Annotated in this window: 14 protein-coding genes; 8 read left to right on the top strand and 6 right to left on the bottom strand. The window is 68.1% G+C overall.

The window, feature by feature from the left end:
- Nucleotides 1-40: 40 nt before the first annotated feature.
- Together BM172_RS17420 and BM172_RS17425 are read right to left on the bottom strand one after the other, a co-directional pair.
- On the bottom strand, nucleotides 41-604 hold the full coding sequence (locus BM172_RS17420) for a response regulator transcription factor (protein ID WP_026633502.1): 564 nt from the start codon (nucleotides 602-604) through the stop codon (nucleotides 41-43).
- Nucleotides 605-830: 226 nt separating this feature from the next.
- The gene (locus BM172_RS17425; protein ID WP_026633501.1) at nucleotides 831-2,117 is read right to left on the bottom strand and encodes an ATP-binding protein; all 1,287 of its coding nucleotides are present in this window, start codon (nucleotides 2,115-2,117) and stop codon (nucleotides 831-833) included.
- Nucleotides 2,118-2,240: 123 nt separating this feature from the next.
- On the opposite strand from BM172_RS17425, the gene BM172_RS17430 reads away from it, so the two are divergent.
- The 4 genes from BM172_RS17430 (at nucleotide 2,241) to BM172_RS17445 (ending at nucleotide 4,722) form a co-directional block, all read left to right on the top strand.
- Nucleotides 2,241-2,615: a diacylglycerol kinase gene (locus tag BM172_RS17430; RefSeq protein ID WP_026633500.1), complete on the top strand. Its 375-nt coding sequence runs from the start codon at nucleotides 2,241-2,243 to the stop codon at nucleotides 2,613-2,615.
- A gap of 82 nt (nucleotides 2,616-2,697) precedes the next feature.
- Entirely contained in the window at nucleotides 2,698-3,318 is a 621-nt protein-coding gene (locus tag BM172_RS17435) for a LemA family protein (RefSeq protein ID WP_026633499.1), read from the top strand.
- A gap of 7 nt (nucleotides 3,319-3,325) precedes the next feature.
- Complete coding sequence (locus BM172_RS17440; protein ID WP_026633498.1) at nucleotides 3,326-4,219, top strand: TPM domain-containing protein; 894 nt, start codon at nucleotides 3,326-3,328, stop codon at nucleotides 4,217-4,219.
- Nucleotides 4,219-4,722, top strand: a complete 504-nt coding sequence (locus BM172_RS17445) for a TPM domain-containing protein (protein ID WP_026633497.1) — start codon at nucleotides 4,219-4,221, stop codon at nucleotides 4,720-4,722. The genes BM172_RS17440 and BM172_RS17445 overlap by 1 nt, the downstream gene beginning before the upstream one ends.
- Before the next feature lie 176 nt (nucleotides 4,723-4,898).
- On the opposite strand, the gene BM172_RS17450 is transcribed toward BM172_RS17445, so the two are convergent.
- Both BM172_RS17450 and BM172_RS17455 read right to left on the bottom strand, forming a co-directional pair.
- Complete coding sequence (locus BM172_RS17450; protein ID WP_026633496.1) at nucleotides 4,899-7,757, bottom strand: TonB-dependent receptor plug domain-containing protein; 2,859 nt, start codon at nucleotides 7,755-7,757, stop codon at nucleotides 4,899-4,901.
- Between the two features lie 298 nt (nucleotides 7,758-8,055).
- A complete protein-coding gene (locus BM172_RS17455) occupies nucleotides 8,056-10,026 on the bottom strand; it encodes an alpha/beta hydrolase family protein (RefSeq protein ID WP_035322349.1) in 1,971 nt (656 codons plus the stop codon).
- A gap of 264 nt (nucleotides 10,027-10,290) precedes the next feature.
- Here BM172_RS17455 and lgt point away from each other — a divergent pair, with 264 nt between their 5' ends.
- The 4 genes from lgt to BM172_RS17475 all read left to right on the top strand — a co-directional run bounded on the left by lgt (nucleotide 10,291) and on the right by BM172_RS17475 (nucleotide 13,515).
- Nucleotides 10,291-11,121 carry a prolipoprotein diacylglyceryl transferase gene (gene lgt / locus BM172_RS17460; protein WP_026633494.1) on the top strand — a complete coding sequence of 277 codons (831 nt, stop codon included), beginning with the start codon at nucleotides 10,291-10,293 and terminating at the stop codon, nucleotides 11,119-11,121.
- A gap of 3 nt (nucleotides 11,122-11,124) precedes the next feature.
- Entirely contained in the window at nucleotides 11,125-11,919 is a 795-nt protein-coding gene (locus BM172_RS17465; RefSeq protein ID WP_026633493.1) for a thymidylate synthase, read from the top strand.
- A gap of 139 nt (nucleotides 11,920-12,058) precedes the next feature.
- Nucleotides 12,059-12,550: a dihydrofolate reductase gene (locus tag BM172_RS17470; RefSeq protein WP_026633492.1), complete on the top strand. Its 492-nt coding sequence runs from the start codon at nucleotides 12,059-12,061 to the stop codon at nucleotides 12,548-12,550.
- Nucleotides 12,547-13,515, top strand: coding sequence for a Nudix family hydrolase (locus tag BM172_RS17475; RefSeq protein ID WP_269320404.1), 969 nt, complete (start codon nucleotides 12,547-12,549; stop codon nucleotides 13,513-13,515). The genes BM172_RS17470 and BM172_RS17475 overlap by 4 nt, the downstream gene beginning before the upstream one ends.
- A gap of 10 nt (nucleotides 13,516-13,525) precedes the next feature.
- Here the strand turns inward: BM172_RS17475 and coaE are convergent, their stop codons facing one another.
- Nucleotides 13,526-14,146 (bottom strand): dephospho-CoA kinase, encoded by a 621-nt coding sequence (coaE, locus tag BM172_RS17480; protein WP_026633490.1) that lies wholly within the window; start codon nucleotides 14,144-14,146, stop codon nucleotides 13,526-13,528.
- Nucleotides 14,143-15,003 carry a prepilin peptidase gene (locus tag BM172_RS17485; protein ID WP_026633489.1) on the bottom strand — a complete coding sequence of 287 codons (861 nt, stop codon included), beginning with the start codon at nucleotides 15,001-15,003 and terminating at the stop codon, nucleotides 14,143-14,145. Before BM172_RS17485 ends, coaE begins: the two co-directional genes overlap by 4 nt.
- Nucleotides 15,004-15,023: the final 20 nt, after the last annotated feature.

The following is a 15,023-nucleotide window of genomic DNA, read 5'->3' on the forward strand; positions in this document are numbered from 1 at the left end:
CCCGGCTACCGCATTTTTGCTGCTCTTATTCCTGCCGGGCTCATTCCTGCTCGGGACGTTCCCGCACCGGATGCTTGCTCAGCTTGCGCTGCAGGGTGCGTCGATGCATGCCGAGGCGGCGCGCAGTTTCGGAGATATTCCCATCGCACTCGGTCAGCACGCGCTGGATGTGTTCCCACTCCAGGCGGCGCAGGGCCAGCGGGGCTTCCGGGGCGTCCGCCAGCTCGTCGTCGCCGGTGGGCGCGTCGCCTTCCAGCAGCGCGCGCAACACGGCGTCGGCGTCGACCGGCTTGGCCAGGTAGTCGTGCGCGCCGCGCTTGATCGCCTCGACCGCGGTGGCGATGGAGGCATAGCCGGTGAGCAGCAGCACGCGCATGTCCGGCACCAGCGAGCGCAGCTCGGGGATCAGCCGCAGGCCGTTCTCGTCGCCCAGCTTCAGGTCCAGCACGCAATAGCGCGGATGGTGGCGGCGGGCGAGCGCGCGCGCCTCGTCGGCGTTGGCGGCGGTGAGCACCTCGAAGCCGCGCGAGCTCATCGCGCGGGCCAGGACGCGCGCGAAGGTGGCGTCGTCGTCGACGATGAGCAGGGGCTGCTGGTCGGTCATGGTGCGATTCCCTAGGGATTAGCCGCACGTATTGTCGCGCAAGCCTGACCGGCGGGGCCGGGGGCGCGGCGAAGTGTCCTGCGATAGAGCCCCTCTCCCTTCGGGAGAGGGGTTGGGGTGAGGGTACGGGCGGAGCGCAAGCGTGATGTGCACCGCTCCGCCCGTACCCTCATCCGGCTGCCGCCACCTTCTCCCGGAGGGAGAAGGAACTCACTATCGGACGTATTCAGTGATCTCGCGCTTCTACCACCGCCAACGGCAGCCGCAGGCGCATCTGCGCGCCGCCGTCGGGCCGGTTGGTGGCGGTGAGCTCGCCGTGCAGGCGCTCGGCGGTGGCCTCGGCCAGCGCCAGGCCGATGCCCAGCCCGGTCAGCTTGTGCGACTGGCCCAGGGCGGCCGGCGCGCCGGTGGGGACGAAGCCGGGGCCGTGGTCGCGCACCACGAATTCCAGCCAGTCGCCCTCGCGGTGCGCGATCAGGTCCACCGCCTGCGACTGATTGAGCGAGGACGCCTCGAACGCGTTGTTGAGCAGGTTGAGCAGCGCATGGCGCAGGCCCGGCGGGGTGCGCAGCACGATCTCGCCGGCGTCGTCGTCCATCTGCAGTTCCAGGTCGGCTTCCGGGCGCAGCAGTTGGAAGCGTTCCAGCGCGCCGTGGATGAAGCCGTCCAGGGTGGTGCATTCGGGCACCTGCGAGAGCTGCGCCTTACCGAAGGCGACCATCTCGCGCAGGATCGTGCGGCAGCGCTCGACCTGGCCTTCCAGCAGGGCCAGGTCCTCGCCCAGCGCGGTGTCGCTGGCGTGCTCGCGGCGCAGTTCCGGCAGCAGGGTGCGCATGGTGGCCAGCGGCGTGTTGAGCTCGTGCGCGGCGCCGGCGGCCTGGGTGGCGATGGCCAGGATGCCCTCGTCGCGCAGCGCGCGTTCGCGCACGCGCTGCATTTCCACCTGCTGCAGGCGCACGGCACGCGCCAGGCGGTTGGTGAAGAAAGCCAGCAGCACGGCGGAGATTACGAAGTTCACGCCCATGCCGGCCACGTGCAGGGTGAAGCCGCTGGGCCCGAAGGCATGCTCCGGCATCGGCAGCGGCACATACCAGCCCAGCAGCACCACATAGGCCACGCCGGCCAGCATGGACACCGCCAGGATGGCGCGCACCGACAGCGTCGCGGCGGTGAGGGCGATCGGCACCAGCAGCAGGGTGATGAACGGATTGCTGGCGCCGCCGGTGAAATACAGCAAATAGCCCAGCACCAGGGTGTCGGCCGCCACGTGCAGGATGGTTTCCCACTCGCGCAGCGGCGACGGCTGCGACAGCCGCCAGGCCGCATAGACCGCGAACACCGCCAGCGTGCCGATGCCCACCAGCAGCGGCAGCAGCGGGATGTCCAGCTTCATCCACAGCGCGCAGACCAGCACCGCCACGCTCTGCCCGGCGATGGCGCAGATGCGCAGCCAGGCCAGGGTGCGGGTGAGGGCGGTGGGGCCGATGCGCTGCTGGGCGAGGGAACGTCTCATGAGCGGCATTCTAACCGCCGGTCCCGAACGGCCAGGACGCTATGGCATCATGACGCGTTTGTGGCAGCACCCGGCCGGCATGCCCGCCGTCCCGGGACTGTCAGCGAGCACGGACTTATATCTATGGCAGCCAGCGGCATCCGCGGACCCAAGCAGATCTGGAGCGCCTTCAAGTGGTCGATGAAGGGATTGCGCGCCGGTTGGCAGCACGAGGCCTCGTTCCGCCTGGAAGCCTGCCTGGCCCTGGTGCTGGTGCCGCTGGGCCTGTGGCTGGGCAACGGCCCGCTGGAGAAGATCGCCCTGGTGCTGCCGGCGGTGCTGGTGCTGTCGGCCGAACTGCTCAATTCCGCGGTCGAGGCGGTGGTCGACAAGGTCAGTCCGGAATTCCACGAACTGGCCGGCCGCGCCAAGGACATGGGCTCGGCCGCGGTGTTCCTGCTGCTGGTGATGACGGGGTTGAGCTGGGTGCTGATCCTGGCGCCGCGCTGGCTGGTGTGACGCGGGCACGCCGACAGGCACGATTGCGCAGGTCCTTGCGGAATGCTGCAATGGGGCGTCCACCGGATCGGAACCCACGCCCATGAAACTCCTTCGCGCGCTCGTCCTGCTCTTGCTCGTCCTCGGTCTCTCCGGCTGCGGCTACAACGCCATCCAGCGCCAGGACGAAGCGGTCAAGGCCGCCTGGTCCGAAGTGATCAACCAGTACCAGCGCCGCGCCGACCTGGTGCCGAACCTGGTCAACACGGTGAAGGGCTACGCGCAGCACGAGGAGAAAGTGCTGACCGAAGTGACCAATGCGCGCGCCAGGGTCGGCACCATGCAGCTCTCGCCGGATGCGCTGAACGATCCGCAGAAGCTGCAGCAGTTCCAGCAGGCGCAGGGCCAGCTGTCCAGCGCGCTGTCGCGCCTGATGGTGGTCAGCGAGAACTACCCGCAGCTGAAGGCCGACGGCCTGTTCCAGAACCTGCAGGCGCAGCTGGAAGGCACCGAGAACCGCATCACCGTGGCGCGCAACCGCTACGTGCAGTCGGTGCAGGCGTACAACTCGATGATCCGCACCTTCCCCAACAATCTCACCGCGAAGATCTTCGGCTACCAGGTCAAGCCGAACTTCACCGTGGAGAACGAGAAGGCGATCTCCACCGCGCCGACCGTCGACTTCGGCAACAGCGCAGCGCCGGCTCCGGCCGCGACGCACTGAGCTCGCCATGCGCCGCCTGTCGCGGCTGCCGCTGCTGCTGATTGCCCTGCTGCTGCTCGCGGCAGGGCTTTCGCATGCGGACGACGCGCCGCCCAAGCTCGCCCGCCACGTCACCGACCTCACCGGCACGCTGACCGCGCAGCAGGTCGACCAGCTCGACAGCCAGCTGCTCGCGCTGGAAAAACGCAAGGGCGCGCAGCTGGTGGTGCTGATGGTGGGCAGCACGCAGCCGCAGGACATCGAGAGCTATTCGCTGGCGGTGGCCGAGGCCAACAAAGTCGGCCGCAAGGGCAGCGACGACGGCGTGCTGCTGCTGGTCGCCAAGAACGACCGGCGCGTGCGCATCGAAGTCGGCTACGGCCTGGAAGGGGCGATTCCCGATGCGGCGACGGCGCGCATCATCCGCGAATACCTGGCGCCGAAATTCCGCACCAACGATTACTACGGCGGCATCAGCGATGCGGTTGGCGCGCTGACCCAGCTGATCGACGGCGAAGCCCTGCCGCCCCCGGTCGAATCGGCGCACCGCGAACGCCGCGGCCTGGGTTTCCAGGAGATGCTGATGATCGGCGTGTTCGCCGGCCTGTTCCTGCGCGGCATCTTCGGCCGCGCGCGCATCTGGCTGCGCACGCCGCTGGGCGCCGGCCTGATCGGCGGCCTGCTGTGGCTGCTGGCGGCCACCGCGGGCGCCGCGGTGCTGGGGACGATCATCGGCGGCGTGCTGATGCTGTTGCCGGCCGGCGCGGGCCGTTCCATCGGCGGCGGCGGCTGGGGCGGTTTCGGCGGTTGGGGCGGTGGTGGTGGCGGCTTCGGCGGCGGCAGTTTCGGTGGCGGCGGCGGTGGCGGTTTCAGCGGAGGCGGCGGCAGCTTCGGCGGCGGCGGCTCCTCGGGGAGCTGGTGATGGGACGCGGCCAACGTTTCTTCGCGAATCTGACCGGCGCCTGGTTCCTGCTGCGCCGCGCATTCACCCCCGCACTGCTGGACGAGATGACCCACGCCATCGCCGACGGCGAGCGGCGTCACAACGGCGAAGTGTGCTTCGCCGTCGAAGCGCGTCTGTCGCCATGGGATGTGCTGGAAGGCCTCGACGCACGCCGCCGCGCCGAACAGGTCTTCGCCCAGCTGCGCGTGTGGGACACCGAACACAACAGCGGCGTGCTGTTCTACGTGCTGCTGGCCGAACATCGCATCGAGATCGTTGCGGATCGCGGCATCGCCGCAGCGGTGCCGCAGGCGGAGTGGGACGCCATCTGCACCCGCATGCGCGAATGCTTCGCCCGCGGCGAGTGGCGCGAAGGCAGCCTCGGCGGCATCGCCGCTGCGCATGAGCTGCTGACGCGGCATTTCCCCGGCAACGACAAAGCGAATCCGGACGAACTGCCGGATCGTCCCGTGCTGCTTTAAGCATCGTGCCCGGCGTAGGTTGGGGTGAGCGCAGCGAACCCCAACGTTTCCCATCTTGATGCGCATCGCGATGTTGGGGTTCGCCTTCGGCTCACCCCAACCTACGGCGGAGGGTTTCTCGCAAAAAGAGGCGGGCCCGAAGGCCCGCCTCATCAGTTGCTCAAACTCTTTCGAGCTTAGAACTTCTGGTTGTACGACACGTAGAAATAACGGTCGATATCGAACGACGGATTGTACGGCGGGCTGCCGCTGCCGAAATTCGTCACGTTGTAGTAGTACGGCCCCTTCTTGTTGAAGACATTGTTCACGCCAACCGTGAACACACCCTTCCACGGCGCCGTATAGCGGAACTGCGCATCGTTGAACGCCAGCGAACCCTTGCGGCTCACGCCCACGCCGACCAGGCCCGGAGCCACATAGTCAGGCATGTTGCACTCCACCGTGGCCGTGTAGCAGCTGTCCTTCAGGCCCGAGAAGTAACGCACCGTCCAGCTCGCGCCGAACTCCTTGTAGTCCCAGTCCAGCTGCATGTTCGAACGCAGGCGGTACAGGCCGTTGATGCCGGCGTTGAGGCCGCCGATACCGTCGCTCATGAAGCCGACCGCATTGACCGCCGGCGCGCCCGGACCGCTGACCGTCTCGTACTTGGTCAGGTAGGTGCTGTCCGACGCGATGCGGAAGGTGCCGAAGCGGGTCTGCGGCAGGCGGTAGTGGATACCGACGTCGTAGCCCTCGGTCTTCAGCGTGCCGAGGTTCGACAGGCTCTCGTTGAGGTTGGTGATCACGCCGTCGGCGCCGCGGTTGAAGCGGTCGCAGAAGGACGTGTCGTTCTGCAGGTAGCAGTAGTTGAGGATGCTCGACGCGGTGACCGAGGTAATGATGTTCTTCACGTAGATGTTGTAGTAATCCACGGTGAAGTCCAGGCCGGACACGTAGTGCGGGCTGTACACGAAGCCGAGCGTGCGGGTGATCGAGGTTTCCGGCTTCAGGTTGGCGTTGGAGCCGGAAATGAACGGCGTCGCGGTCTGGCCGCCGGTGTTGTTGGTGATCGGCTGGCCGGTGCCGTTGTCGATCTGGCGGTAGTTCGCCGGCACGCCGGCGGCGGCGCAGCGGGCGGCCACGGTGGCATTGCCGGCGCGGGCGCCGTACACCGAATCGCACGGATCGAGGAAGGTCTCGAAGCTCTGGCCGCTGCCCGCGTACAGGTCGTTGATGGTCGGCGCGCGGAAGCCCTCGGCATAGGTGCCGCGGACCAGCAGGTCCTCGAACGGACGCCAGCGGAAGCTGTACTTGTTGTTGGTGGTGCTGCCGAAGTTGCTGTAGTGCGAGTAGCGGCTGGCCACGTTCACGCCCAGCTCCTGCGCGCCCGGCAGGTCGCGCAGCAGCGGCACATCGAGCTCGAGGTAGGCCTCGTTGACGACGTAGCTGCCGCTGGTCGGGTCGCTGGCCAGGTTGGTGGTCAGGCCGGCCGAATCCATCGGGTCGGGACGGAAGCTGCCCTTCTCGCCTCGGTGCTCGATGCCGCCGGCGATGCTGACCGTGCCGGCCGGCAGGTCGAACAGGCCACCGGTGAGGTTGGCGCTGAAGTCGTCGGTCTTGCTGACCTGGCGCGCGGTGCCGGTGTAGTTGATGTAGTTCCACACCGAGGCGGGCGTGCCGCCCGGGCCGGCCAGGATGTTCCACGGCACGCAGCCGGCGGCGCGGTCGGCGGCGCTGGCGCAGGCGACCTGGCCATCGACGATGGTGGTCGGGCCCAGCGCCTTCTGCGCGTTCGGCAGGTAGAAGTTGCCGGACGAGACCTGGCGGGCCTTGGTCTGCGAGTAGGTGTAGGTGGCGTCCCAGTTCCACTCGTGGCCGAGGAAGTTGAAGAAGCCTTCGGCGCCGATGTCGACGTGGGCGAGCTTGGACTTGGCCCAGGTCACGCGCGGCTGTTCGATGGTGCGGCGGTAGAAGCTGGTCTGCTCGCCCGGGAACGGGTTGTAGGCGTTGTTCGGGTCGATAGTCAGGCCGGTGTTGCCGGTCTGCAGCGGATAGCCCGACAGCTGGCTGGAGGTATCGCGCACGCTGTAGCTGGCCGAACCGCGCAGGGTGATGTTGTCGGTGAGCTTGTAGCGGTCCTGCAGGAACAGGTTCTTCAGCTTGGTGCCGGCGCGGAAGGTCATGTCGCCCTGCGTGTTGTACAGGTCGGACGGGGCGCCGGTGAACGGATGGTAGTCGGCGAAGTTGGCCGAGTTGCCGCCGCGGTTGAGGATGTAGTCCTGGCCGTCGGCGGGGTTGGTCACGCGGCCCCACGGGCCGCCGCCGAGGCTGTCGTCGATGTGGCGCGGGCTGTTGGCGTAGCGCGTTTCCTCGCGGTCGCGGTTCCACATCGGCTTGGTGTCCTGGTAGGACGCGCCGAGGATCAGCGAGTTCTTCCCGGTGTTGTGGCCCCAGGTGAAGTCGATGTTCTTCTGCTGGCCGTCGCCCTTCTCGTTCTGGCCGTAGTAGGCGTTGACCTCGGAACCTTCGAAGCGGTCGCGGGTGATGATGTTGACCACGCCGCCGATGGCGTCGGCACCGTAGACCGAGGAGGCGCCGTCCTTCAGCACTTCGATGCGTTCGATCATCGAGGTCGGGATAGTCGACAGGTCGGTGAGGCCGCCCAGGGTGGTGCTCCAGCGGCGACCGTTGACCAGCACCAGGGTGCGGGTCGAGCCGAGGTTGCGGATGTTCACGTAGCGGCCGCCGACGTCGGTGCCGGAGGCCAGCGTGTCCTGCGGAGTGAGGTCCGGCGTGCCGGCGGACGGCATGCGGGCCAGGATGTCGTTGACATTGGTCAGGCCGGTCGCCTGGATCGCCTGGCGGTCCATGGTGAAGATCGGCTGAGAGGTCTCGACGTCCACGCTGCGGATGCGCGAGCCGGTGACCGTGACGGTGTCCAGGCTCTTGGCCTTGGACTGGTCGGCGGCGGGGGCGGCGTCCTGGGCGGCGATAGACCAGGTCTGCAGCAGGAGCGCTGCGGCGATGGCGGTGGCCAGCAGGGTCTTTTGCTTCATTGTTATGCGAACTCCGAACAAAAAATAGCCAACCGCCAGCTACTTAGCGCTGGTCGCCTGGATATCTGGGATGGCACGTCCCACCGGGGAAGTGGACGTGCCGCGTCATCGCCGAAGCCGGGGAGCGGGGCGATGTAAGCCCGAAGTTAAAACAAGGTGACAGCGTCCTGCAACCTTACTGTCGCGTCAGGTTTGTCATCGCAAGTTATTGCAGGCGTTGATTATGGGTAGGACAAAAACGCGGAAAGGGCGCCGTGGCGCCCTTTCCTGGGGTCATGTTTCGTCAGTTTCGCGACAGTCAGTTGGAGGCCACGCTGGCCTTCGGACCGATGTACTTGTCGAGGAAGGCCTGCAGCGTGTTGTAGAACTCGATGTTGTTCTTCTCGTCGTAGAAACCGTGGCCTTCGCCGGACTTGGACAGCCACTGGTACGGCTTGTGCGCCGCCTCCAGCGCCGCGCGCATGGCCTTGGCCTGGGCGAACGGGGCACGCTGGTCGGCCTCGCCATGCACCAGCAGCACCGGCACGTCGATCTTGTCGGCCAGCTTGTCGGGGGAGTTGGCGGCCAGGTCGGCGTCGTTCCTGCCGATCACCGTGCGCAGGTAGTTGCGGCCGCGCTTGTTGGAGGCGATATCGCCCTTGTTGTACATCATGTCCAGGTCATAGATGCCGGCGTAGCCGACCGCGCACTTGAACATGCCCGGCGCGCGGATCGTGGTCATCATCGCCGAGTAGCCGCCGAAGCTGCCGCCGTAGACGCAGATGCGCGAGGCGTCGGCGTACTTCTCGGCGATCGCCCACTTCACGCCGTCGATCAGGTCCTGCTGGATGCGCGTGCCCCACTTCAGGTAACCGGCTTCCTTGAAGTTCGCGCCGCGCCCGCCGGAGCCGCGGTAGTTGACCTGCAGCACCAGGTAGCCGCGGCTGGCCAGGAACTGCGCATCGTCGTCGTAGAACCAGGTGTCCTGCACGTCGTGCGGGCCGCCGTGCGGCAGCAGCACCATCGGCAGGTTGGCTTCGCCGGCGCCCTTGGGGAGGGTAAGGATCGCTTCCAGCTCCATGCCGTCGCTGGCCTTGAAGCGCAGCGGGCGCCGCTCGGCCATCTTGTTCGGGTCGATCCACGGCGCGACATCGAACAGCTTGGTCACCTTGTAGGTATGCGTATCGATCAGCAGGTACGCTCCCGGGTCGCGGTCGCTGGTGACGGAAAACAGCAGCTGGCCGCCGTCCTCGCTGTAGTTGATGAAGTCCACCACCTTGCCGGGGAACTTCAGGCTCAGCGCCATGTGCAGCTTGGCCGTGGGCAGGTTCGAATCGGTGTAGACCAGCCGGGGCACGCCGGTCAGCGCGCTGTAGGCGAACGGCTGGCTGGGCAGCGGCGACCACTGCAGCATGCCGACGCTGCCGAACTCGTCCTTGCCCAGCTCGCGGCGGTTGCCGCCGGTTTCTTCCTGTTCGACCAGGCGCACGGGGCCGCCGTCGGGGCTGTAGCTGGCATAGATGTGCTGGTGATCGGGGGTGAAGCCGATCGGCGCGAAGCTGGCGCCGGTGCTCTGCACGCCGAGCCTGGCCCAGGCGTTGTTCTCGCGATGGAAGACCACGAACTGGTAGTTCTCGTCGTGGCCGTAGGCGAAGTGGGCCTTGCCGTCCGCGCCGGTCATGAAGGTCATGCCGCCCACGCCGATGTCGCCGATCAGCGCGCGGGTGTTCTTCTGCGCATTGACGTCGTAGAGCGAGCTCTGGTTGGTCGTGTCCCAGGACTGGCTGCCCATGTAGAAATGGCCGTTGGCCTGCTCGGGCAGGCCGTCGATCGAGCCCCAGCCGTGGTCGGCGCCGCGCGTGCCGCCGCGGGTGCCGAGGTTGCTCTCGTAGCCGTAGAGGTAGTCCTGGTTCTTGCCGTTGACGTCGGTGGCGATGATCTCGCCGGTGGACATCGGCTTGTCGATCGAGCCGAACTGCTTGCCCTTCTCGATCACCAGGCGGGTCGGGCTGACCCACACGATGCTGGTCGGCAGCTCGTACTTGGGCATGCGCAACGTGCTGACCGGCGCGCTCATGTCGCTGATCTGATAGACCACCAGGGCGTGGTTGTCGCCGTCGTCGGTATCCGCGCGGACGGCCACGTACTTGCCGTCGGGCGAGAGCCGCGGCATGGAGATCTGCGGATGGCGGGCGAAGTCCTCGACCGGGACCAGGTCGGCGGCGCAGGCGGCGGCCGGCGCGAGCAGGCAAAGCACGGACAGCGCAGTCCGCGCGAAACGATACGGCATGTGTTTTCCCCTGTTTGGTGCTCCCTGAATCCGGCCGGTGGCCGGGAGCTTGCCCCCACCGTGCCGAACGCGCCGGCGCGCCGAATCCGTCGGCGCGTCGCGCGGAAGCCTCCCCAGGTCCGCGGCCGCGTTCGCGGGCGAGTATAGCCAAGGCGGGCAGGGCGTCGACCGTGCCTGTCGGGCCGCGCTTATCGGAGCCGCTTCTGTCTGGGATGGTCCCGGTGTCGCTACACTTGGGCTTTGCCGGCTTCCCCCCGCGTGCTCATGTCGCTGCCTTACACCGTTGCCATCGACCCCGTGGCCTTCCGCCTCGGTTCCCTCGCGATCCACTGGTACGGGCTGATGTACCTGGGCGGCTTCTTCGGCGCCTGGCTGCTGGCCGAGTACCGTCGCCGCCAGGGCCGCCTGCCGGTGACGCGCGACGCGCTGGGCGACCTGCTGTTCTACGCGATGATGGGCGTGATCGTGGGCGGCCGCGTCGGCTACATGTTGTTCTATACCGACATCCACTGGATCTGGACCGACCCGGTGGCGCTGTTCCGCGTGTGGGACGGCGGCATGAGCTTCCACGGCGGCCTGGTCGGCGTGCTCGCGGCGGGGCTGTGGTGGTCGCGCCGGCACCAGCTGCCGTTCTTCGACACCGTGGATTTCGTCGCGCCGATGGTGCCGATCGGCCTGGGGCTGGGCCGCCTGGGCAACTTCATCAACGGCGAGCTGTGGGGCAAGCCCGGCGACGTGCCGTGGGCGATGATCTTCCCCAACGCGCCCGACCGCCTGCCGCGCCATCCCTCGCAGCTGTACGAGATGCTGCTGGAGGGCGTGGTGATGTTCACCGTGCTGTGGCTGGTGTCGATGAAGCCGCGGCCGCGCTATCTGATTTCCGGCCTGTTCGCGCTGCTGTACGGCTGCTTCCGCTTCGCGGTGGAATTCGTGCGCCTGCCGGATCCGCAGCTGGGCTACCTGGCGTTCGGCTGGCTGACCATGGGGCAGATCCTGTCGCTGCCGCTGATCGTGGTGGGCCTGGTGCTGCTGTTCATGTCCCGCAAGGCGCCGACGCTGCGGCCGTACACCGTGGCGATGCCGGCGAAGGAGTAACCCATGCGCGCTTATCTCGACCTGCTGCGCCATGTGCTGGAACACGGCACCGTCAAGGCCGACCGCACCGGCACCGGCACGCGCAGCGTGTTCGGCTGGCAGATGCGCTTCGACCTGCGCCAGGGTTTTCCGCTGGTCACCACCAAGAAGCTGCACCTGAAGTCGATCATCCACGAGCTGATCTGGTTCCTGCGCGGCGACACCAACATCGCCTATCTGAAGGAACACGGCGTCAGCATCTGGGACGAGTGGGCCGACCCGAACGGCGAGCTGGGCCCGGTCTACGGCGAGCAGTGGCGCGCCTGGCGCACTGCCGACGGCGGCACCGTGGACCAGATCCGCTGGGTGGTGGAGGAGATTCGCCGCAATCCGGATTCGCGCCGGCTGATCGTCAATGCCTGGAACGTGGGCGAGCTGCCGCGGATGGCGCTGATGCCCTGCCATACCATGTTCCAGTTCTACGTCGCCGAGGGGCGACTGAGTTGCCAGCTGTACCAGCGCTCGGGCGACATCTTCCTGGGCGTGCCGTTCAACATCGCCAGCTACGCGCTGCTCACCCACATGGTGGCGCAGGTCTGCGGCCTGGGCGTGGGCGATTTCGTGCACGTGCTGGGCGATGCCCACCTGTACAGCAACCATGTCGAGCAGGCCCGGCTGCAGCTGGGCCGCGAGCCGCGGCCGCTGCCGACGCTGCGGCTGAACCCCGGGGTGCGGGCGCTGGAGGACTTCCGCTTCGAGGACGTGGCGATCGAGGGCTATGCGCCGCATCCGGCCATCAAGGCTCCCGTCGCGGTCTGAGCGGATGTCCGATCAGGCCAATCCGAGCCGTGGCGGCACCGCCGGGAGCGTGTTCGTGAGTACAATGCGCGGCTAGCGCGCGCCGACCCCCGCATGGCCGCTCGTGCGTCCCCATCCGGTTCGCCCATCTGGAGTCTTCATGGCCATTTCGCTCATCGCCGCGCTCGACGAGAACTCTGCCATCGGCCGCAAGGGCCAGCTGCCCTGGCATCTGCCGGACGATCTGCGCTGGTTCAAGGAGCTGACCCTCGGCAAGTTCGTGCTGATGGGCTACAACACGGCGGTGTCGGTCGGCCGCGCCCTGCCGGGGCGGACCAACCTGGTGCTGACGCGCAAGCATGAAGCGCCGTTCCCGGGCCAGGTCACCGTGCGTTCGCTGGAGGAGGGCCTGGCCCGCGCCAGCGGCACGGGGCTGATGGTGATCGGCGGCGGCGAGGTCTACAAGGCGGCCCTGCCCAAGGCGCAGCGCCTGTACCTGACCTGGGTCAACGTGGCGGTGGACGGCGCGGACACGTTCTTCCCCGGCGTGCATTTCAGCGACTGGACCGAGCTCAGCCGCAGCCACCACAAGAAAGACGCCGATCACGCCTACGACTTCGACATGGTCGAGTACGTCCGCAGCAGCGTTTGAGCGCAGCGCCGCCTAGTTCCGTCATCCACGTCATGGCCGGCGTCCTGGTCGACCCGGCCGGACGCGTGCTGCTGGCGCAGCGGCCGGCTGGTAAGCACCTGGCCGGCACGTGGGAATTTCCCGGCGGCAAGCTCGAACCCGGCGAAACGGCCGAGGCTGGGCTGGCGCGCGAACTGCTTGAAGAACTGGGCATCGCGATCGGGCCGGCCGAGCCGCTGACCCGGGTGCCCTGGGCTTACGGCGAGAAGCGGCTGCTGCTCGATGCCTGGCTGCTGCGTCAGTGGGAGCGCGAGCCACTGCCGCTGGAGCACGAGGCCTTGCAGTGGGCCGATCCGCAGGCGGTCGACCTGGCGCAGCTGGCGCCGGCCGACCGCGCCATCCTGCAGGCCTTGCGCCTGCCGCCGCATTATCCGATCACCCCTGCGGACCTGCCGCCGGAGGCCTTCGATGCCTGCGCCGGCATGCTGCGCGATGCGCTGGCGCGGGGCGAGCGTTTGTTGCAGCTGCGCCTGCCGCTATGGCCGCACGCGCGGTTGCGCGAGCTGGCCGCGGCGCTGCTGCCGGAGGCGTCGAGCCGCGGTGCGCAGCTGCTGCTGAACGGCGATGTCGAGGGCGCTCGCGCGCTCGGCCCCGGCATCGGCGTGCAACTGAAGGCCTCCCAACTGGATGCATGGACGGCGCGCCCCTTGCCGTGGAACCAGCCGGTGGGAGCCAGCTGCCACGATGCCGGCGAACTGGCGCGGGCGCTGGGCGCGGGCGCCGATTTCGCGACCTTGTCGCCGGTCGCCGTCACCGCGACCCATCCGGATATCGCCGCCATGGGCTGGCCGGCTTTCGCCGCGCTGGCCGAGGCGGCTGCGCTGCCGGTCTATGCGCTGGGTGGCATGAGTGCGGCGGATATGGAGCGCGCACGCGCTGCGGGCGGGCAGGGCGTGGCGGGTATCCGAGGCTTCTGGAACCGCTGAGCGGCGCCGCTCAGGCCTGCGTCCTGGCCAGCGCCAGATAGCGTTCGTGCAGGGTGGCGACGGCGGCATCCAGGGCCGCTTCCTCGCCGTGGTTCTCGATCACGTCGTCGGCCAGGGCGAGCCGTTCTTCGCGGCGCGCCTGGCGCTCGATCATGCGGCGGGCCAGCGGCTCGTCGATGCCGTCGCGCTGGACCAGCCGCGCCAGCTGCGCTTCTTCCGGCGCATCGACCACCAGGATGCGGTCCACCCAGCGGTAATGCGCGATGTTCTCGGCCAGCAGCGGAATCGCCAGCAGGCAGTACGGGCCATGGTCGGTGCCGGCGCGTTCGCGCAGCCAGCTGCGCACGCGCGGGTGGGTGATGGCTTCGAGCTGGCGCCGCGCCATGTCGTCGGCGAACACGCGCCGGCGCATCGCGGCGCGGTCGAGCTGGCCGCTGTCGTCCAGCACGCCGGGGCCGAAGGTCTGCACGATCGCCGCCAGGCCTTCGCTGCCGGGCTTGACCACTTCGCGCGCGGCGATGTCGGCGTCGTAGATCGCGATGCCCCGCGCCTCGAAGCGGCGCGTCACCGCGCTCTTGCCGGAGGCGATCCCGCCGGTGAGCGCGACGACGTAGGAGCGCGGCGCGTTCACCGCAGGCCGGTCAGCTGCATATAGGCGTGCAGCAGGCCGTCGCCGGCCACGAACCACAGCCAGCCGGCCATGGCGATGAACGGCCCGAACGGCATCGGCAGCTCGCGCTGGTGCTTGCGCAGGGCGATCAGCGTGCCGCCGACCACCGCGCCGACCAGCGAAGACAACAGCACGATCGGCAGCAGCGCGCCCGCGCCCATCCACGCGCCCAGCGCGGCCAGCAGCTTGAAGTCGCCGTAGCCCATGCCTTCCTTGCCGGTGGCCAGCTTGAACAGCCAGTACACGCTCCACAGGCTGAGGTAGCCGACGGCGGCGCCGATAATCGCCGCGGTGGGCGAGACGAACATCGGCAGCAGGCTCAGCAGCAGGCCCAGCCACAGCAGCGGATAGTTAAGCTGGTCCGGCAGGTACTGGGTGCGGAAGTCGATGCCGGCCAGCGCGATCAGCATCCAGGTGAAGACCAGGCCGGCCAGTGCCGGCAGGGTCGGGCCGAACTTCCACACCACCACGGCGCTGAGCACGCCGCTGAGCAATTCCACCAGCGGGTACTGGATCGAGATCGGTACCTGGCAGTAGCGGCAGCGGCCGCGCAGCAGCAGCCAGCCGAACACCGGGATGTTGTCGAGGGCCGACAGGCGGTGCTTGCACTGCGGGCAGTGCGAGGGTTCGAACACGATGCCCGGGGGCAGGGGCGCGGCTTCTTCGGCGTCCAGTTCCAGCACGTCGCGCGCTTCGCTGCGCCACATCGCCGTCATCCGCTCGGGCAGGCGCAGGATCACCACGTTGAGGAAGCTGCCCACGAGCAGGCCGAGCACGGCCGCCACGGTGATCCAGGCCCAAAGGGGAAGCTCAGGCATCGTCATTTCGCGCCGATGAT

Source organism: Dyella marensis, assembly GCF_900112865.1.
GTDB classification, from domain to species: Bacteria; Pseudomonadota; Gammaproteobacteria; order Xanthomonadales; family Rhodanobacteraceae; genus Dyella_D; species Dyella_D marensis_A.